Here is an 18293-nt window from a genome sequence, read left to right as displayed (position 1 = left end):
CTTCTCAACTTCTGGGGTAGGCCAATATAGCCGTTCTGGCTAATGACGCGAAAGGCGGCCAGGGCGTTTTGAATGGGAAATTCTTGATTCTTTAACGTGCAAGGGCGTCCCTTTTGCAACGGTGGGCATACTGGATGAATCTGATCTTTTTATTATTTGTCCGCAGGATCAGCATTATTTTGAAATCACAAAGAGTACACATTTTACCTTCATTAAATTTACCGACAGTTATTTCGCCGGTCATAAAATGAATACGCCAGACGCACTTATTTTATCGACACCCGAATCAATCATGAGCAATAAGCTTTTGAAAGAAGTGAAATTAAAAATGGAAGAGTCGTACATTTCCATTCTTAGAAATACGGTGGAAAATATCGTTGCCTACAATTGCCGGAAAGATGTTGCCTCATCACCATTGGTCTATTACCAGATACTGTCCATTTTTGGATTGATAAGAGAAGCGGCGGCAAAACTCAGTATCAGGATTGATGATGGTCAGCCGGAAAAAGAAGAACTCATTTCCTACATCCACCAGCATATCTACGAACCATCCTTAATTCAGGTAAAAAATGTAGCTGCACATTTTAATATTGCAACCAGCTATTTCAGCGATTATTTCAAAAGGAAATTTGCAATGAGCTACCGTGAATATGTGAAGTCCTACCGGTTAAACTGATTGAAAAACGTTTACAAATTCCTTCGCTGAGTATGAAGCAAATTGCAGATGAGTTTGGCTTTTCAGATGAAAGCCACTTGTCACATTTTTTTAAAACGATGCGCAAAATGAGTCCTTCGCAGTTTAGAAGTGGCTTGAAGGAATATGAATATCAGGATAATTAATTAAATTATGTGATTATTGTAAATAAGTTAAGTATTATTACCTTATCAAATGTTAATTAATTGAGTTGGTGCCGATCTTAATCATAATAAATTTTTATGGAGGATAAAGCCAGAATTGCGGAACAGGTGGAACCGCAATTCCCACTTTCAAAAGGCTTGGCCATTATGGCCGGCTCCGTGTTGGCTATTGTGACTTCACTTATTTTTCCTCTGGGAGAACTTCTACTTTATGTATTTGTTTACAGCGCCGGAAGAGAAGAAAAAAAGCGAAGCAAAAATCGGATTTAAATTTTTGCCAAAACAGTTCGTTTAGGTCTGATTTTCTTTTTCCTTTTCAACCAAAGCATAGCTCCGGTAACGCTTAGAAACCCGGGTGTCAAGCCAATAAGTACATAAAGTATTTTGACAAAAATCCCCCCGAAATTACCGATGTGCAGTTGGTATATCTGCCATTCCAGTCGATCCGAAAGGCTCTTTTTTGCAATGTCTGAAATATCGATCAATTTGCCTGTTTTCGGATCAAAGGAGATCCCGCTTGCTTTTCCCTGAAATAAAAACCAGCTTGTATTCTCAAATTTTCCCCGTACCAGAACCTGTTGTCCGTGTACCGTAGGCATGGTTACGGCAATCGGCGTGAATCCTTTTATCTTTTTTGACTGATCAATGATGAAATCCATATTCGCGGAGACTGTCTGATTTATGATTGGGGGATTTATTTTCCAACCGGAAGGCATGAAAAAATCAATATTCATCCAGAAACCGGTGAAAAATAGTATCAAATTGAATACCATCGCCCAAACGCCAACAACTCTGTGAAGTGACGAAACCGCTGTTCGCTGGTTTTTGAAATTTAATACATTCTTCAAAAATAATGCATCCCAAAAGTGTTTCCGATAGATAATCAAGCCTGTCAGCAATGACAATACCATGACTAATCCGACAATCCCTGAGAACAATTTTCCAGGCATACCAAGTTGCAAGCTGTAATGAAACTGATACAGCCAGCGAAAAAACGAAGGTGAAAAATCGCTGTAATTCCCTTCGTGCAAAACTTTGCCGGTGTAGGGATCAACAAAAACGAAATAAAGATACCCCTCCGTTTTCCCCTGCTGATTTTTATAAATCATAAATTCATAACTATCGTGGCTATCCAGCGGGAAATCGTGCAATACGATTTTTTTCAGGTTCGGGTAACGGACGGCTAAATTTCGATATATCTGATCAACCGAAACTTTTTTTCTGCCAACCGCCAGCTCATGAAGTTCGGGATTAATCTTTCTGTCGAGCTCAGTTCTGAACATAAGGATTGAGCCTGTCAGGCCAAACAGCAGGAAAAATATTCCTGCTGCCAGTCCCAGCCAGCCGTGCGCTTTAAATGCCCATTTTGTAACGGTTCTTGTCAGCATCCTACTTAAAATATTTTAGCACTAGAAATTGTATCCTACCGTAATTCTGTATTCTCTGGGCGCATAAGGAACGTAGGCAAAAAGGCCAACTGGCCGCGTCCAGGCACTTCCATAGTTAAACCGATTGAAGATATTATTCACAACCCCATTCACAGAAATCCGACTATTGGACCATCCCAAACCGCCATCAACTCTGAATAAATTGGAGATCGGCAGATTTCCATCCTGTGAATATCTTCCCTTTCTTCCGGCTTGAAACTGATAACCAGCTGAAACCGAAAGTCCGTTTAATTTCTTAACAGGCAGCTTGTAGTTTAGCCAGGTATTTTGAATATGTTTTACCAAATAAGGCGATGGGAGCCCAACATTGCTTTCGTTGGCATCTTTTGATATATAAGAATCCGTGTAAGCATAATTAACTACAGCATTCAAGCCTTTAAAAATTTCTCCTTTCAAGTCAAATTCAACACCTTTTGATTTGGTTTGTCCGATCTGCGACTGGAAATTATTATTATTCGGATCGGTCACAATAATGTTGTCACGGATAATCTGATAAACCGAAACCGAAGTATTCCACTTACCATCCGCCCAATCTTTTTTAAGACCAGCTTCCAGATTTTTCCCTTTCAACGGCTCAAAAACTCCACCGGTTGCACTTATTCCGCTTTGCGGTGTGTAGGTATGATCAAAAAGTCCGTAAACAGACAAATCTTTTACAATCGAATAACTCAAACCTATTCTTGGCGTAACTACAACATCGGAAACACTTGTCGGTTTTGGAAGTGACACGCTGTTTTTTGAAGAAGTAAGTCTGGCTGCCAGCGTGATCCTTAATTTATCATTCAGAAGATTTAATTCATCCTGAACATAGCCCGCATAATACTCGATGAATTGCATATTTGTAGCTATATCAGAAAGTTTTCCTGTCCTTTCGTTTGAATCAAAAGTGATACCATAAACCGGATTTAAGGCATCCAAAGGATAAAGTGCAGGATTTGCTTTTGGATCATTATAACCGGCGTAACCCAGGAAATTTTTACGGTTGTAATCAAAACTTGCCAATACATGATGTGTGATCGTAACGGTTGAAAACTGCCCGTTCACGAAAGTCTGCAAGGCGTAAACACTGGAATTGAATCTTTCGTAAGTCAGCCTTCTCTGGATAAGATTCGGTGTGGTTTTATTATAAGCAGAGACAAAAAAGTAATTTCCATCCAGGTGACTTCTTGCATAAGTGGCCTTGGCTGTAAACTGCCATTTGTCGCTCAATTGATTGCGATAGGTCAAAAAACCATTGTTTTCATTGGCCTGAGCCGGTTTTTTATTAGGATCTGTTATACTGAAATCCCGAGGTAGCGAGCCGAAACCGTAAGGAGAAAATACAGTTACCAGATATTGCTGAAAACTTTGTTTGCCATAAATATATTCTGCGGTCAGTGACGATTTGCTATTGATATTGTAACGGATAACAGGCTGGACTACAACTTTGTCATTGAAAGCAAACTTCTGAAATGATTGTGCTTTTTGTCCGGCCACATTTAGGCGGTACTGCCACTTTTTATTTTTACCAAAACTTCCGTCAAAATCACCCGTCAGACGGTAAAGATTAAAGCTGCCGGCTGTGAAACTGATATTGTTTGACCGGACGCCGGTAGGATTTTTCGTGACAATATTAAATGAGCCGGCAGGGTCACCAATGGCATTCATAAAGCCAGCCGGACCTTTGATAAATTCCATTCTGTCAATGATAGAAGCATCTTCCGGCAGCGGTCCATAATAGATCATAGAAATGTCCATCCCGTTTCTGAGCGTGCTGATTCCGGCTCCGCGCATAAAAATCAATGGCCCATAAAAGTCGGCAGTATTGTTACGAATAGTGCCGCTGACATTTCGGGTTATACTTTCATTGACATTAATCGCCTGCTGATCGCGAATAATGCTTTTGTCTATTTCCTGGATATTTTGCGGGACTAAGAGAAGTGCTTTATTTAGTTTTAGACTACCAGAAACGTTGTCAATTTTATAACGTTGGTAATATTTGGAGCTGATCGTAACTTCATTCAGTTCCCTGCTTGTAGTGTCTGATTCCAATGTTGATTTATCTTTTTTCTGAGCAAAAGAGACATTGGAAAGTAAAAGAAATGCGGCAAAAAGAAATTTATAATTCATTTTAATACTCAATTCAATAGTAATCCGGATATCATTTTAACGGCCCGAAGTGGTGGGCTTTTGTGTGGAGAAGCAATTTGTTTCCGGTAGAATTTATAGCGCTAAATAACCCAAAATTTGGGTAAACATGAGCGTAATATTCCATGGAAAAATTATCAAACATAGTAATGCATTCTGCCTGAAAAGCAGCGAACACTTCCGTTGGTAATAATCAAATTGTCCTGAAAAGTAGCTGGTTAAACAGCCAAAGGCGGATGGAAAATTTCGTTCGGGAAATTACGTGGAGAAAGAACAGAATTATATTGAAATACAAGATCAAGCGGCAGTTCGAAACCAGATGGTTGAACACTAAAAAAATTTTGCGTATTTGTATCCATTACCTGGTAGATCAGGCTGGCAAGATAATCCTGTTCTGCCTGACGCTGCTGCTGTTTTTCAGTCTCAGCAAGTTTTTTTGCCAGGTAACATTTCCCGTCACAATGCAGCTGTGGCCTGTTCCGGTTAACACATAAGTTTTTGACAATATAGTCTCTTCTGATCTCAAAATCCAGACAGACCAACGGAATTACCCACGCTTTTACAAGCATTAAAGTAAGCAGGCACAGGCCAATCCATTGTCTATGAGAACCTTTCAAACGAGAATCTAAATTATACCGGTAGAATAGGTTGGCAAAGGTAAGTACGGAATTCTATAATGAAAAAATAAATGACCATAGTAGAACGATATTATAAATATTCCGGGGCCTTAACTGAGGCTTAAACTGTTAAAAATATTCCTGCTTTAAATAAAAAATACCGTCCCAAATGATTTTGAGACGGTATTTTCAGATATACAACTAAAAGAAATCAGGACAATATTAGCCAATAACTTTCCTCAGGTTTTTGTAACACAATTCTACCGTATCAAATGTTGGAGCAAGGTCGTATTCAACAAAGAAATATTGCAGACCGGCAATTTTTGCCGCTTCAAAAATCCGCTGGAATTCCACGACACCAGTTCCAACTTCGGTAATGGTCTGCAAATCTTTTTTGATATCCTTCACGTGCCATAATGGGAAACGGCCCGGATGTTCTTTGAACAATGCCACCGGATCTTTACCCGCCTTTGTTGCCCAGGCCAGATCGAGCTCCATTTTTACAAGGTCTTTGTCTGTTTGAGAAAGCACAAGTTCGTAGGCCGTTTTTCCTCCTTCAACAGCATCGAATTCCGTTGCATGGTTGTGATAGGCGAATCCGATTCCAGCCTTTTTACTGGCTTCTCCGGTTTTTTGAAATACCTCAATGGAGTTTTTAACCTCATCCATAGTGCCCACAGGCGTACTTGCACATACCAGATATTTCAATCCTCCTTCGGCCGCATCATCAACCAGTTGCTGATAATTATCTCGAAGATTCATCATCGTCGGGATTGTGATCGGCTTTCCATCAGCACCCAAAGGCATTTTTCCACCTTTTGGCATTTTAAATGGTGCGCCAAGCGCATGATGCGCGCGCCATTTCATACCCAGATCTTCAACAAGTTTTTTAAATTCCTTTGGTTTGTATCCATAATAACCACCCCGTGTGCTGAATGCGGATTCGATTTCTTTATACCCGATGGAAGCAATTTTTTCCAGCGTTGCTTTCGGATCATTATTCATTTTTTCAAAAACAGTAAACAACTGAATGCCGACCGGTTTTTCAGCAGCAAATAAATCAGACAAACCTGATGCATTTGATAAGTAAGGTATAGCAAGGCTTCCCGCAGTAAGCGCAGCTGCTTTTTTTAGAAAATCTCTTCTGTTATTATTCATAAAAGATAAATTAGAAAGTTAGTATCTGATCATTCAGCTTACTGCTGAAATTTAATTTTTGAAAAAGATAATAGAGGCTCAATCGCTTTTGCAGAATCATTTTTAAACACAATATAGATATCATGTTTGCCCTCTGTGTCCTTGATTTTGATTTTAATAGGCGGTCTGGCGAAAGGATTACGAGGTTTTATTACTTCACCTGGTTTCGCATTCTTTTTCTCGCTTTCCATTTCTGCCATCACTTTTGCAATGTCAACTTCTGGTGCTATGGCTACTTTTTCATCCCCGATAACAGGACCCGTTGGCGAATCAAGTCTGATTTCAATGGTTCCGCCAACGCTGCCTTCTCTTCGCTGAGCCGAAGCGTCCAGTTCCAGTTTATCAATACCAGCCAAATCAATTTGTTTAAATCCAAGATAACTGCCGTTAAAGGCCACCACGCTAAAACCTAATCCCGCAACGCCTAGTGCTTTTAATTCTGCACCTTTTACAATCGGAGCTTCGGCAGCATAAATTTCAGGATTTCGCAGCACAATCATTTCCTCAGAAGTTTGGGATGGAATTGTTTTCGTTCCCGTCACCGCACGATCTGTAAAAGCCGCTCTGATCAACACAGAACCTTTTCCATCATCGCCTTTCGGGATTTCAGGCGTGTATTCTCCTTTCACAGGAAGTGTGCTGAGCGTTTTATCGGTACTGTTCAAAATGTATTTTACAATCACTTCCGCATCCGCAACAGGCAGAGCGGGATGAGCAGCCATAGCTACTTCTCCCCAAACACCGGAACCACCTTCACGTACTTTTTTGACAAGCTTTTCAAGCGCTCCGGACTGTCCTTTGTATTTATTAGAAACATCAGCGAAGGAAGGTCCAACCGATTTAGTATTAGGCTGATGACAAACTTTACAATCACTTTTGCTCATTAAAATCTAGGCAACGGCGAATTGGGTTGAGGCATCCACACTGCGCTGACTTTGCGTAACTTCCGCATAATCAAATCCTTCCGAAGTGTAATCTATACTGACTGCAACTTGTGAAGGTTTAATTTTTCCATCCGTCAGGCTGCCATCTTCCTTATCGTTTACATTGACTGCGTAAGCGATCGGTTTATCGGCAAAGAAAAACGTTTTATTTCCGGCAAGATTTATTGAAACCTGAGGTGGCTCATTACCGGCAACTATTTTTATAGACTGCGAATTACTGGCGCCTTTGGAATCCGTCACCGTCAGATTTGCTGTGTAAACACCCGATTTGTCAAAAGAAACGGTCGGATTTGCAGTAGCAAAAGTTCTTGGAGCAGCGCCAACGCTGGTTATTTTCCAGCTGTATTTTAAAGCATCTCCATCAAAATCTTTTGTTCCTTCCGAAGATAAATTTGCTTTGAAAGGTACTGTTCCGCCTTTTTTATCCGTAGAAACCTGAACGATCGGTTTTCTGTTTCCGCCGTTATATTCAATTCGGATCAAACGTGAATTATCACTTTTTCTAAACCAGTTGCTGCCATATTCAAGGATATACAAATCACCGTCCGGGCCAAATTTTATATCAATTGGCTGCACCGGATGATAGGAGGGAAGTACGCGTTCCATCGAATCATAATCTCCGTTTTCTTTCATGCTGATGGCCATAATCCAGCCACGCGAAAAGTCAGCAGCGATCCATTTGTTTTCGTAATAAGCAGGCCATGGACGTTTTGGATTCACAAAATCAGATTTGTGATAAACCGGTCCGCCCGTAGCACTTCTTGAACCTGATCCTACAAGAGGGAATTTTTCTGAAACGCCGTATGGATAATAAATAAAGTTTGGCGCAGTTGCCGGCAAATCTTTTAATCCTGTGTTGTTAGGCGAATTATTTACCAAATGCAACGGATCTTTTTTCTCCAACGGTTTATTGGCTGCATAATCATAAACCGGAAAAGCCTGATTATCGGCCACAAACCATGGCCAGCCGAAATTGCCCGGTTTCCTGGCCTGATTCATTTCGTCATAACCTCTCGGCCCGATTTCTGAATCCTCATTCGCATCAGGCCCAACTTCACCCCAATAAACATAATTTGTTTTACTGTCCACCGAGATTCTCCATGGATTTCTATGGCCCATCGAATAAATTTCCGGTCTTGTTTTAGCCGTTCCTTTTGGATAAAGATTTCCTTCCGGAATGGTATAAGTCCCGTCAGCTTCCGGATGAATTCTCAGGATTTTCCCTCTCAAATCGTTGGTGTTTCCTGCATGTCCCTGATCATCCCAGCTGCTTCTTCCTTCACGTTCGTCGGTTTGTGCGGCTTTTTGATTTCCGGTATTATTTCCAACGGTCAGAAAAAGATTTCCTGCTTTATCCCAGGTCATACCACCGCCGGTATGGCAGCAAACTTCGCGTTGGGTTTCAACCTCAAGAACTAATTTTTTGGAACTTTCGACCAATTGCTCGTCCTTGATTTCCCAACGGGTCAGAATATGTTTTTTCTCTGTCGGATGTGCGTAATACAAATAAATCCAGTGATTTTTTTCATAATTCGGATCCATAGTAAAACCCATCAAACCTTCTTCCGCTTCCCGCACAACGCCTTCTGCACTGGTATATTTGGTGTTGACGGGAATGGTTGCAATGAGATCGGTTGATTTTGTAGCTGCATTGTATTTTTTCAATGCACCTTTTCTTTCGATGATATAAGCAGAGCCATCTTTCAGCACTTCGAAGACCATCGGTTCGTCCAGATTGTCTGCGATTACGACTGGCGTAAATCGGCTTTCATCAGGTTTTGGCGGACTATCCTGTGTAGTAAAGGATGCGAGAAAAGCCAGTGTAAAAATTTTTAATGACGTTTTTGAAATTTGTAATAGTCGTGGATAAGCTGCGGATGGATCAATCATATAGTTAGGTTAATAAATACCTTGAAATATAATAATATTTTAAGAAAAATTAGTTAAAAGCGAAGAGGTGTCGAATAATATATCCGACACCCTTCTTTCTATCCATCAAATTAAAATTCGTAAGCAAGTGAAAGCCAGAAACTTCTTGGTAATAAAGTCCTGCCCGCCATCATTGTTCCCTTTTCTACTGCGGCGAAGTTGCGGAACTGATCCCCGCGCACGTCTCCTTCTGTAAGTACTCTGGCATTAAGCAGATTGTCTACCCAGAATCTTGCGTTGATATTTTTGGTGAAACTATAACCAGCACCGCCTTTCATCAAAGCATAAGCTGGTAATTTGTAGCTATCACTTGGCGCGGTGAAACGGCTTCCGATATAACTTCCTGCCAGATAAATATTGAATTTTTTGTAATCGTAAGTAGCAGATAATTCCGTGTTAAGAACCGGCACGCGCTCCGTTCTTTTTCCGGTAAAACTGTAAGTGGTATCACCCAAAATCGCAACAATGGCCGAGTTTGTATTCGTGCTTGCGGAATAATCTGTGTATTTGGAATCCTGAATTGTACCCGTTAAACGCAGATTAAGTGATTTGGTAATTTTATACGATGCTTCAAATTCAGCACTGAAAGTTCTGGTAGATCCAAAAGCAAGAAGTGTCTGATTGCCCGAAGAAACCGTTGGGACAGTAATGGAAAGTGACACATTTTTGATCGCCGAATAACTTCCGGATGCAAAAAGAGAGAAATTATTTTTTGCATACTTGTAACCAATCTCAGCCAGGTAAACCGGACGTTTTTTGATTTTGGCAGGATCATAAGCCGTTGCGTTGTAATCTGCAATATTTGGTGCGTTGTAGGCCCTGGTAGCTCTTGCAAATAATGCAGCCTGATTATTGATTTTATAATTCAGACCGGCAGTCGCCGCCCAGTTTGTTGTGGTGATCGAGTATTTGGTATAATCAGCAATGATTAAAGTAGAAGCTTTTGTGTAATCAGGTGTTCCATCCGCTTTGTATGCGTAAAAAGGACGTTTTCCATCCACATTCTGGTTGTCAACTCTGGCTCCCAGATCAAGTCTCCATTTTGGATTTAAAGTGATTTCGTCCGAAGCATAAGCGGATACCGTTCTTGTATTTCCTATTACTGTTGCCAAAGTAAGCGGTGTAATTTGTGCCGCAGTCGGTGAAGTGATCAGTCTTCTTGCACGTTCTTTAAATTCCTGAACGTAAGAAAAATTATAATTTGGTCCGTCATTTCTGTTGTACTGATGAATACCGCCACCAAAAGTCAGACTATGATTATTCATATTCCTTTTGAAATCGATATAATCGATAATCTGAACATCTTTTAATTGTTGGGTAAGACCCGTTACATTCACAAGTCTGTCGCCGGCCTTTAAAGAAGCAGCTGTTCCGTCAAGATAATAGTATTGTGTTGTTCCGTTATAAGCAACATTACTGGCAGGAATTCCGGCCGTAACATTCATGTTGGTATGCTGGTAACGGAAGTTATTATTAATCTCCCAGCCTTGATCAGTCGTATAATTAAACTGAAAACCACCCGATCCTTGTTTGGTATGAATTCCGTCAGACATATCATAATTTCTTGTCACACCATCCGCACTTTTGTAACTGAATTTTGTGTCAATCGTGGCTAATGACTGGTTTACCATGTCGAAAGAACTGCTTTTAGTAGGTTTTCCTGTTCCGTCATAAGGATAGTAACTGGTCAGCATCCATTGTACTTTATCGTTAAGATATTTTCCATAAACGCGAACAAATCCTTTCTGGTTTTTGAAATTATAAGTCATGTTTCCTTTCAGTTGTCCACCTTGGTTGGCAGTATAACCCGGAGAAACAATTCCCTTATCTGTTCTGTAAAAACCACCAATGTTGTAACGGATGTTGCTGTTCACTTTTCCACCCACGTTACCGTCTAAACGATACAATCCCTGAGACAAACCGGTCGTCGCTTTGAACTTGCCATAAGTTTTTTCAGCACCCGTATAACTTAGATTATTTATAACGGCACCCGGTGTGTTAGCCATGACGATGGAAGCATTTCCACCTCTTACGGCTTCAATATTTCTGATGGTTAAATCTGTTTTATAATATTGGTCAACAGAAGGAAGTGAATTATAACCCGTTGGTAGCACCGGCAATCCGTCTTCCATAATCCCAAGAAATATATAACCTCCCTGCTGAGGAAATCCGCGCACCCAAACATTTCCCGGACCATCACCACCTGTACTTTCAACTGTCAATCCAGGAATTGCTTTTAACAGATCTGTACTATTTAAGGGCGCTCTGGTTTGTATATCTTTATTATTGATTGTCGTGATGGCAACGCTGCTTTCTATCTTCTTTTTTGGATTTCCGCCTGTTACAACGATTTCCTGCAATTGAAGCACGTCATCTTTTAATTCTACATCAACCTGTAAGTCACCGCCGATCACCTGGATTTCTTTTTTTACACTTGTAAATCCGATACTGCTGATTGTCAGTGTATAACTTCCTTCAGGAATGTCTACAAACGAAAATGCGCCATTGATATCCGTTACCACGCCATTGCTTTTGTAATTCAAAAGCACGGTAACGCCGCCCAGCGTTTCACCTTTGCTGTCTTTGATTTTTCCTGAAACGGTATAATTCGGCGCCTTACTTTTAATCGAAGAAAGAGACTGCGCTCCATCTTTCGAAGTACGGCTGATAATGATCAGATTTTCAGTTACTCTGTAAGTAAGATCCAGCGGTTTCAGCGTTTCGTCCAGTACTTTATATAACGGCTGATCTTTTACGCTGATATTAATTTTGCGTTCTCCTCTGATGATTTTGCTGCTGAAAACAAACTTTCCACTGATCTGTTTTTCAATGTTTTGCAGTACATTTTCAACTTCTTTATTGTTCAGGTTTACACTGATTTTCTTACTTAATAACGTCTGGGCATTTCCTTCCGTCGCATTGGCATTACCCAAAGCCCATATTGCAATAATAACCTGATAGAGCGAGATACGCATGGCTCTTAGAATAACTTGAAAATTACACGCTTCTTTCATACATTTGAAATGTTTTATTGAGGTTAGATTTGGTAAAACGATCCCCTGCATCCTTTTTGCGAAGGATGTCGTGTTGGTTCCGAAAGCAACTTGGGGGATTTAACGAGGGTCGGAGATGTTGGTAGCATTATCCGACTCTTTTTTTTAACAATACTTCGTTTTTTACATAAGTGTTGAGATAAGGTTAAAAGAACATTTTAGGTTAATTTTTGCAACCTTTACTATATACGACGATCTTCCCGTCCAGCATTTCGTAACGTGCTTCTATTACTTCGCAGATAATATCCAGTTTTTCAAGCAATGATTGTTTTGATAATGATGCCGTGACAGGACAGCCGCGAAGCAACTCTTTATCAAAGATGATATCAACCTGATAGGCGTCTTCGAGATCATTTAAAACTTCTGAGGCAGGCGTATTTACAAAATCAAAAGTTGTGCTTACCGTTGAAACAATCTCGGGATTGTCGATAATCGTTTTAAGCATATTACTGGTTTCGCATTCGTAAACCATTTTTTGATTTGCAGTCAACACCATTCCTTTTGACTGTAATGCTTTCTGGTTCTTTACATCAGCAAAATCGGCCTGGCGAAAAACAGACACTTTTCCTTCTTTTACCTCAACCGTTGTTTTCAGCGCCTGATTTTGCGCATTTATGGTGAAACTTGTGCCCAAAACTTTGGTAACCAACTCATTGGCATAGACAAGGAATGGCCTTTTAGGATCTTTTGAAACATGGAAGAAAGCTTGTCCCGACAAATAAACCTCTCTTTTTTCAACTAAGAAGTTTTCGGGAAAACTGATTTTGGAGTGCGGCATAAGCGTAATTTGACTGCCGTCTGAAAGCGAAATTGTTTTTGAAGACTTCGTTTCATTTTTTTCTTCCCGCAGCGATTTTCCAGCGGTTAACTTATCATAGCTGCTTTGGGTAATTTGATTGCGTTGATATAACCAGCCCAAACCGAGCATCAAAAGAATGGTTGCCGCAGCCCAGAAAATTGAATTTTGACTGAAAATGTTTGCCGATTTGTTGAATAAAGACTTTTCAGTTTCCTCTTGCACATTATCGTTCTTCATTGCACGGACTTTGCTCAGCAGTTCCTGAATTTCAAAATCGATCTCGTTATCATCAAGATGCGTTTCGTAATTTTTGTAAACACTTTGCAATAATGTTTGTGCACGCGTGATTTCCTCCGTTTGCGCCGGATTTTCTTTCTGGTATTGCTCCCAAAAAGTTACATCATGATCACGACGGTATCGGACCCACTCCTGAAAACGGGCGTCCAGTACAAAATCTTCAAGGCTATATTCGTGGTATTGATTCATGTTATTATTGGCTTCTATTTATACATAGGCAGCGACTAACATGAAATAATCAAAAAATTTCACTTTTTTTTGAAAAAAGTTTAAAATCGAAAGTTTTGGTAGTCTTTGGTTACAAACGATCTTTCAATTCCTGTATCGTGCGGTATAAAAGATTAGCAACAGCTTGCTTTGAAATCGACATGACCTGGGCAATGGATTCATTGTCCAGATTTTCGAAAAAGCGGAGATAGATAACTTCCTGCTGGCGTTTGGTAAGTAAATTAATTTGCTGATTAAGCATTTTCAACATCGCTTCACTTGTTTCAATGTCAATGATTTGCTGCTCAATAGAACTTTCGCCCAGATTTTCAGCTTCGAAATCAAGATCATCATCATCTGTCAGCCAGGACTGTTTCTGGCTTTCGCGATGAATTTTCCGGCGAAGCGATTTGAGAAGATAAAATTTCACGAAAGCTGTATCACCAATGGTTTCCCGCTTTGCCCACAATTCCATAAAAAGATCCTGAATACAATCTTTTACAAACTCACGATCTTTGGAAAACTTGACGCCGTAACTAAAAAGACTTCGGTAATACTGTCTCGCAATTTTTCCAAACGCTACATCATCGCCGGCGCGAAATGCATTCCATAGTTCAGAATCATCCTGATTTGAGTCGGTGGGAGTGGGCATTTAAAAGTTTAAGAGCGGTGCCGGTTAGGTTTAGGTTATGCAATCCTACGATATTTTATATAAAATTACAATTAAATTTTATGACGAAGCAATGTAGATTTGATAAAGTATTCGTTGATATTGGCTACTTCGTGGCAAAGGGAAATCACTTCTTTTGAAATTTAAAACATCAAATGATCCGCTTTGCCTATCGTTATGAAGTTTTCATGTTTATATTTGTCCACTTCAAATTGTTGAAAGATAAAATTACCAGTTAACGAATTGAAAAGTTCAAAAAGACAATGGATGGCAATGAGCCTGATCACCCTGATGCTTGTAAAAGCCTGGGTGCTTCCGCTGTTATACCTGGATTTTGAAATTCGCAGAGATTATATTGTTGCCAATCTATGCGTGAACCGAGACAAACCGATTTTGTTGTGCAACGGTAAATGTTATCTTACCAAAAGAGTAAAAGACGCCAGAGAAAAAGAGGAACGACAAGCTGAAAACGATTATTTGTCGCACCTTTTATATCAGGTAATGGATAACAGGACGTTGGTTTTTAATGCTTTGCAAAATCCATTTGAACTCCGTTCTTTTGTTCAATATCAATTTAATCCTTCGCTTACGGCCCGTAATCCGGCGTCCGATATTTTCCATCCACCTCTTGTTTAACTGATTTATTTTAATGCAGTAATTATTTAAGATTGGTTTAATTAATCTGTAATATTTCTGTATTCTTAAAATTATTTTATACTTCTGAATGCGGCAGCAAAAGTCGCAACGCTAAACTGTGGAATCAATTATTCTGAAAGTTTTACGATTTTCTGTTCATACCAGGACTTTTCATCAAGTTTTGACAAGCATTTTGTTACTACTGCTTTTTGGTTGCCAGACAAAAGAAAACACGAAAACGGAAGCTTGGAAACCAACGCCGTTGAAATGGACAAAACCTACGAATTTCCCTGATCCGGTTTATAATTTGTCAAAAAATCCATTGACGGAAGAAGGTGTTGCGTTAGGGAAAACACTGTTTTACGATCAGGTTTTGTCCAAGACAAATCAGATAAGCTGCGCAAGTTGTCATCTTCAAAAAGCTGCTTTTTCACATCAGGGACAAAGTTTTAGCTTGGGAATTCATGGCCAGCTTAGTAAACGGAATTCGCCTGCTATTCAGAATATGGCCTGGAATCCTGTTTTTTTCTGGGACGGTGGCGTTCATGATCTGGATTTTGTGCCTTTTAATCCGGTTCAAAATCCGGTTGAAATGGGAGAAAATGTTAGCAACGTTATTGAAAAAATTAAAAAGGTATCAGATAAAAAGGTGGTGAATTATCCTAAAATGTTCAAAGCAGCTTTTGGAACGGGTGAAATTAATTCAATAAGAATGATGAAAGCATTGTCGCAGTTTATGGTTACGATGGTTTCAGCAGATTCGCCTTATGATCAATATGTTGCTGGAAACGACAATGCTTTAAGGTCGGAACAAAAAGAAGGATTGACGATTTTTAAAAAGAACTGCGCTTCCTGTCACGCTGGTGAACTGTTTACCAATTATAGTTTCAAAAATAATGGGCTGGCACCTTTGAAAGCCAATGATACCGGAAGGTTTGATGTGACAAGACTTGACAAAGATAAATACAAATTCAAAGTTCCGGGTTTACGAAATATTGGGTTCACGGCGCCCTACATGCATGATGGTCGGTTTAAAACGTTGGAAGAAGTACTTGATCATTATTCCGGAAATGTGATAAAATCTGAAACGCTGGATCCAATTTTGATACAGGAAAATGGGGAAACCGGGATTAATCTCTCAAAAGAGGAAAAGAAAAAAGTGATTACATTTCTGAAAAGTCTGGATGATCAAAAGTTTTTGGAAAATCCAACGCTTGCCTCTCCGAAAGTGTCTGCGTTTTAACATAAAATTAATGCCTTATTCGGGTGTGATTTTATATTTAATTCAATTGTTTAGCCGTTTTGAAATCGTTGAAGTATTTATCTAAATTATTTCGGTGCGCTGCACCTTGATGAAGATTTGACGATTTTGTTTCTACAAATATTTGGGTGCTCTGCACCATCTAAAAGGTGAGGAGCACCTCAATATTTGTAGAAAAGACCATAACACATTGCCAATCCCAGGTGCAGCGCACCGTAATATTTGTAGCCAATATGAAAAAACTGATTTATTTATCCCTGCTAACATTGATCTCTGCCATTTCAATTGTTGCCTGCAATGATGACACAAAAGACGTTACCGACAATCCGGATCTGGTTGCCGGAACAGGAAAAATGACTTTAAAATTTGACAACGTATCCGGAAATCAGGATTTGAAACTGGATAGCACAAAATATACAAATAGCTCCGGCGAAGATTTTACCGTTTCAACGTTAAATTATTTCATCTCAAACATTAAGCTGACACGGGATGACGGTAAAACCTACACCATACCGCAGGATTCCAGTTATTTCCTGATCCGCGAATCTGATCCAAAATCCCAGATCGTGACCTTGAAGCAATTGCCGGAAGGGAATTATACCGGTATCGAATATATTATCGGGGTGGATAGTTTACGCAGCGTTTCCGGAATTGATAAACGTGTTGGCGCACTGGATCCATCCGGCGATCCTGAAGATGGCGGCATGTACTGGGCATGGAGTTCGGGATATATATTTTTGAAGCTGGAAGGAGTATCATCAAAAGCAGGATCAGCCAACAATAAATTTTACTATCACATTGGCTTTTTTGGGGGATATGATTCCAAAACGGTCAATAATATCAAGACCGTAAAGCTTGATTTTGCGGGGAATAAGGCAATTGTCGCCGCTGGAAATGTTCCGCAGGTTCGTTTGGTGGGCGATGTGCAAAAAGTTTTCAGTGGTCCGGTTCCTATTAGTATAGAAAAAAATCCAAGTATCATGTTTGATTTTACGCTTTCTTCCAACGCGGCTAATAATTATAAATCCATGTTTAGTTTGGGAGAAATAACACAAAACATTGCGGTACAATAAGCTTATTCTTCAAAATTGAAAGTTGATAATTCTAATATGATTCGTTCATTATTCATTGCAGTTCAAAGGTTCAGCATACCTTTTTGTTTGTTGGCGGTATTGATGCAGCTGAATATTTCCTGTTCTTCCAAATCCAAGGAAACGCCGACAGATCCGGTTCCCGAACCAACGGCTCCAACACCTTTACGCTGGGTAAAACCAACACATTTTCCTGATCCGGTTTATGATCTTACCAAAAATCCGCTGACGGTTGAAGGTGCATTATTAGGAAAATATTTGTTTTACGACGGCATTTTATCCCGGACCAATATTATCGGCTGCGGAACTTGTCATCAGCAGGCAACGGCGTTTACGCATCACGGGCATGATCTTAGCCACGGTGTGGATGATCAGTTAGGAACCCGAAACGCTCCGGCTGTCCAAAATCTTGCCTGGAATACTTCGTTTTTCTGGGATGGAAATGTGCATGTGCTCGATTCCGTTTCGCTTTTTCCAATTCAGAATAAAGTGGAAATGGATGAAACGATGGATAATATTCTGGTCAAACTCAGAGCGACACCGATTGCCACGCAAAAGGTTCAGGTTGATTATCCAAAAATGTTTAAAGCTGCTTACGGAACCACAGAAATCACTTCTGAACGGGTTAGAAAGGCCTTGTCTCAATTTATGATGACGATGGTTTCTGCGAATTCAAAATACGATTATTACGTGCTTGGTGATGCCGCTGCGTTATCTGCGGATGAAAAAACAGGTTTGGCACTTTTCAAACAGAAGTGTTCCTCTTGTCACAATGGAGAATTGTTTACGGATTATAGTTACCGGAATAACGGTTTACCTCCTATAAAAATCGATGATCAGGGCCGTTACGGCATTACAAAAAATGAAAGTGACCGTTATAAATTTAAAGTGCCAAGTCTGAGAAATGTCGGGCTTACGGCGCCTTACATGCACGACGGCCGTTTTGTGACGCTGGAACAGGTGCTTACACATTATACAGATAATATGCAGTCGATGGCTACGCTCGATGATACCTTTAAACTTCCAAATGGAAAAGTGGGAATTGTGCTCACCGCTGCTGAAAAGCAAAGTATCATCTTGTTTTTAAAGACTTTAAGTGATACTCAGTTTACCACTAACGCCCAACTTTCCGACCCCGGCATTGGCAATGCTTTTTAAT

Annotated in this window: 16 protein-coding genes; 7 read left to right on the top strand and 9 right to left on the bottom strand. The window is 40.0% G+C overall.

Annotated elements, in window-relative coordinates; genetic code table 11:
* The first annotated feature begins 121 nt into the window (after positions 1-121).
* The 3 genes from FDK13_RS08515 to FDK13_RS08505 all read left to right on the top strand — a co-directional run bounded on the left by FDK13_RS08515 (position 122) and on the right by FDK13_RS08505 (position 1128).
* On the top strand, positions 122-676 hold the full coding sequence (locus FDK13_RS08515) for a helix-turn-helix domain-containing protein (protein WP_137339554.1): 555 nt from the start codon (positions 122-124) through the stop codon (positions 674-676).
* Positions 677-708: 32 nt separating this feature from the next.
* A complete protein-coding gene (locus tag FDK13_RS08510; RefSeq protein WP_137339553.1) occupies positions 709-840 on the top strand; it encodes a helix-turn-helix domain-containing protein in 132 nt (43 codons plus the stop codon).
* Positions 841-936: 96 nt separating this feature from the next.
* A complete protein-coding gene (locus FDK13_RS08505; RefSeq protein WP_137339552.1) occupies positions 937-1128 on the top strand; it encodes a hypothetical protein in 192 nt (63 codons plus the stop codon).
* Here the strand turns inward: FDK13_RS08505 and FDK13_RS08500 are convergent.
* The 9 genes from FDK13_RS08500 to FDK13_RS08465 all read right to left on the bottom strand — a co-directional run bounded on the left by FDK13_RS08500 (position 1125) and on the right by FDK13_RS08465 (position 14128).
* Positions 1125-2246, bottom strand: coding sequence for a PepSY-associated TM helix domain-containing protein (locus tag FDK13_RS08500; protein ID WP_137339551.1), 1122 nt, complete (start codon positions 2244-2246; stop codon positions 1125-1127). The genes FDK13_RS08505 and FDK13_RS08500 overlap by 4 nt on opposite strands.
* A 21-nt stretch (positions 2247-2267) precedes the next feature.
* Complete coding sequence (locus tag FDK13_RS08495; protein WP_137339550.1) at positions 2268-4415, bottom strand: TonB-dependent siderophore receptor; 2148 nt, start codon at positions 4413-4415, stop codon at positions 2268-2270.
* A gap of 236 nt (positions 4416-4651) precedes the next feature.
* Positions 4652-5050: a hypothetical protein gene (locus FDK13_RS08490; RefSeq protein ID WP_229215965.1), complete on the bottom strand. Its 399-nt coding sequence runs from the start codon at positions 5048-5050 to the stop codon at positions 4652-4654.
* 222 nt (positions 5051-5272) lie between these two features.
* Positions 5273-6208 (bottom strand): sugar phosphate isomerase/epimerase family protein, encoded by a 936-nt coding sequence (locus FDK13_RS08485; protein WP_137339549.1) that lies wholly within the window; start codon positions 6206-6208, stop codon positions 5273-5275.
* A 38-nt stretch (positions 6209-6246) separates the two neighbouring features.
* Positions 6247-7131 carry a carbohydrate-binding protein gene (locus FDK13_RS36060; protein ID WP_229215964.1) on the bottom strand — a complete coding sequence of 295 codons (885 nt, stop codon included), beginning with the start codon at positions 7129-7131 and terminating at the stop codon, positions 6247-6249.
* A gap of 6 nt (positions 7132-7137) precedes the next feature.
* On the bottom strand, positions 7138-9081 hold the full coding sequence (locus tag FDK13_RS08480; protein WP_229215963.1) for a PQQ-dependent sugar dehydrogenase: 1944 nt from the start codon (positions 9079-9081) through the stop codon (positions 7138-7140).
* A 110-nt stretch (positions 9082-9191) separates the two neighbouring features.
* The gene (locus tag FDK13_RS08475) at positions 9192-12134 is read right to left on the bottom strand and encodes a TonB-dependent receptor domain-containing protein (protein WP_137339548.1); all 2943 of its coding nucleotides are present in this window, start codon (positions 12132-12134) and stop codon (positions 9192-9194) included.
* Positions 12135-12336: 202 nt separating this feature from the next.
* Positions 12337-13458 carry a FecR family protein gene (locus FDK13_RS08470; protein ID WP_137339547.1) on the bottom strand — a complete coding sequence of 374 codons (1122 nt, stop codon included), beginning with the start codon at positions 13456-13458 and terminating at the stop codon, positions 12337-12339.
* Between the two features lie 109 nt (positions 13459-13567).
* Positions 13568-14128 carry an RNA polymerase sigma factor gene (locus FDK13_RS08465; protein WP_137339546.1) on the bottom strand — a complete coding sequence of 187 codons (561 nt, stop codon included), beginning with the start codon at positions 14126-14128 and terminating at the stop codon, positions 13568-13570.
* Between the two features lie 261 nt (positions 14129-14389).
* Here FDK13_RS08465 and FDK13_RS08460 point away from each other — a divergent pair, with 261 nt between their 5' ends.
* The 4 genes from FDK13_RS08460 (at position 14390) to FDK13_RS08445 (ending at position 18292) form a co-directional block, all read left to right on the top strand.
* Positions 14390-14782 (top strand): hypothetical protein, encoded by a 393-nt coding sequence (locus tag FDK13_RS08460; protein ID WP_229215962.1) that lies wholly within the window; start codon positions 14390-14392, stop codon positions 14780-14782.
* Positions 14783-14900: 118 nt separating this feature from the next.
* Positions 14901-16025, top strand: coding sequence for a cytochrome-c peroxidase (locus tag FDK13_RS08455; protein ID WP_229215961.1), 1125 nt, complete (start codon positions 14901-14903; stop codon positions 16023-16025).
* Positions 16026-16276: 251 nt separating this feature from the next.
* Positions 16277-17116: an MbnP family protein gene (locus FDK13_RS08450; protein WP_137339545.1), complete on the top strand. Its 840-nt coding sequence runs from the start codon at positions 16277-16279 to the stop codon at positions 17114-17116.
* 36 nt (positions 17117-17152) lie between these two features.
* The gene (locus tag FDK13_RS08445) at positions 17153-18292 is read left to right on the top strand and encodes a cytochrome-c peroxidase (RefSeq protein ID WP_229215960.1); all 1140 of its coding nucleotides are present in this window, start codon (positions 17153-17155) and stop codon (positions 18290-18292) included.
* Position 18293: the final 1 nt, after the last annotated feature.

Origin of the sequence: Dyadobacter frigoris, assembly GCF_005280585.1 — a bacterium.
GTDB lineage: Bacteria > Bacteroidota > Bacteroidia > Cytophagales > Spirosomataceae > Dyadobacter > Dyadobacter frigoris.
This window is presented reverse-complemented; position numbering and strand designations above follow the sequence as displayed.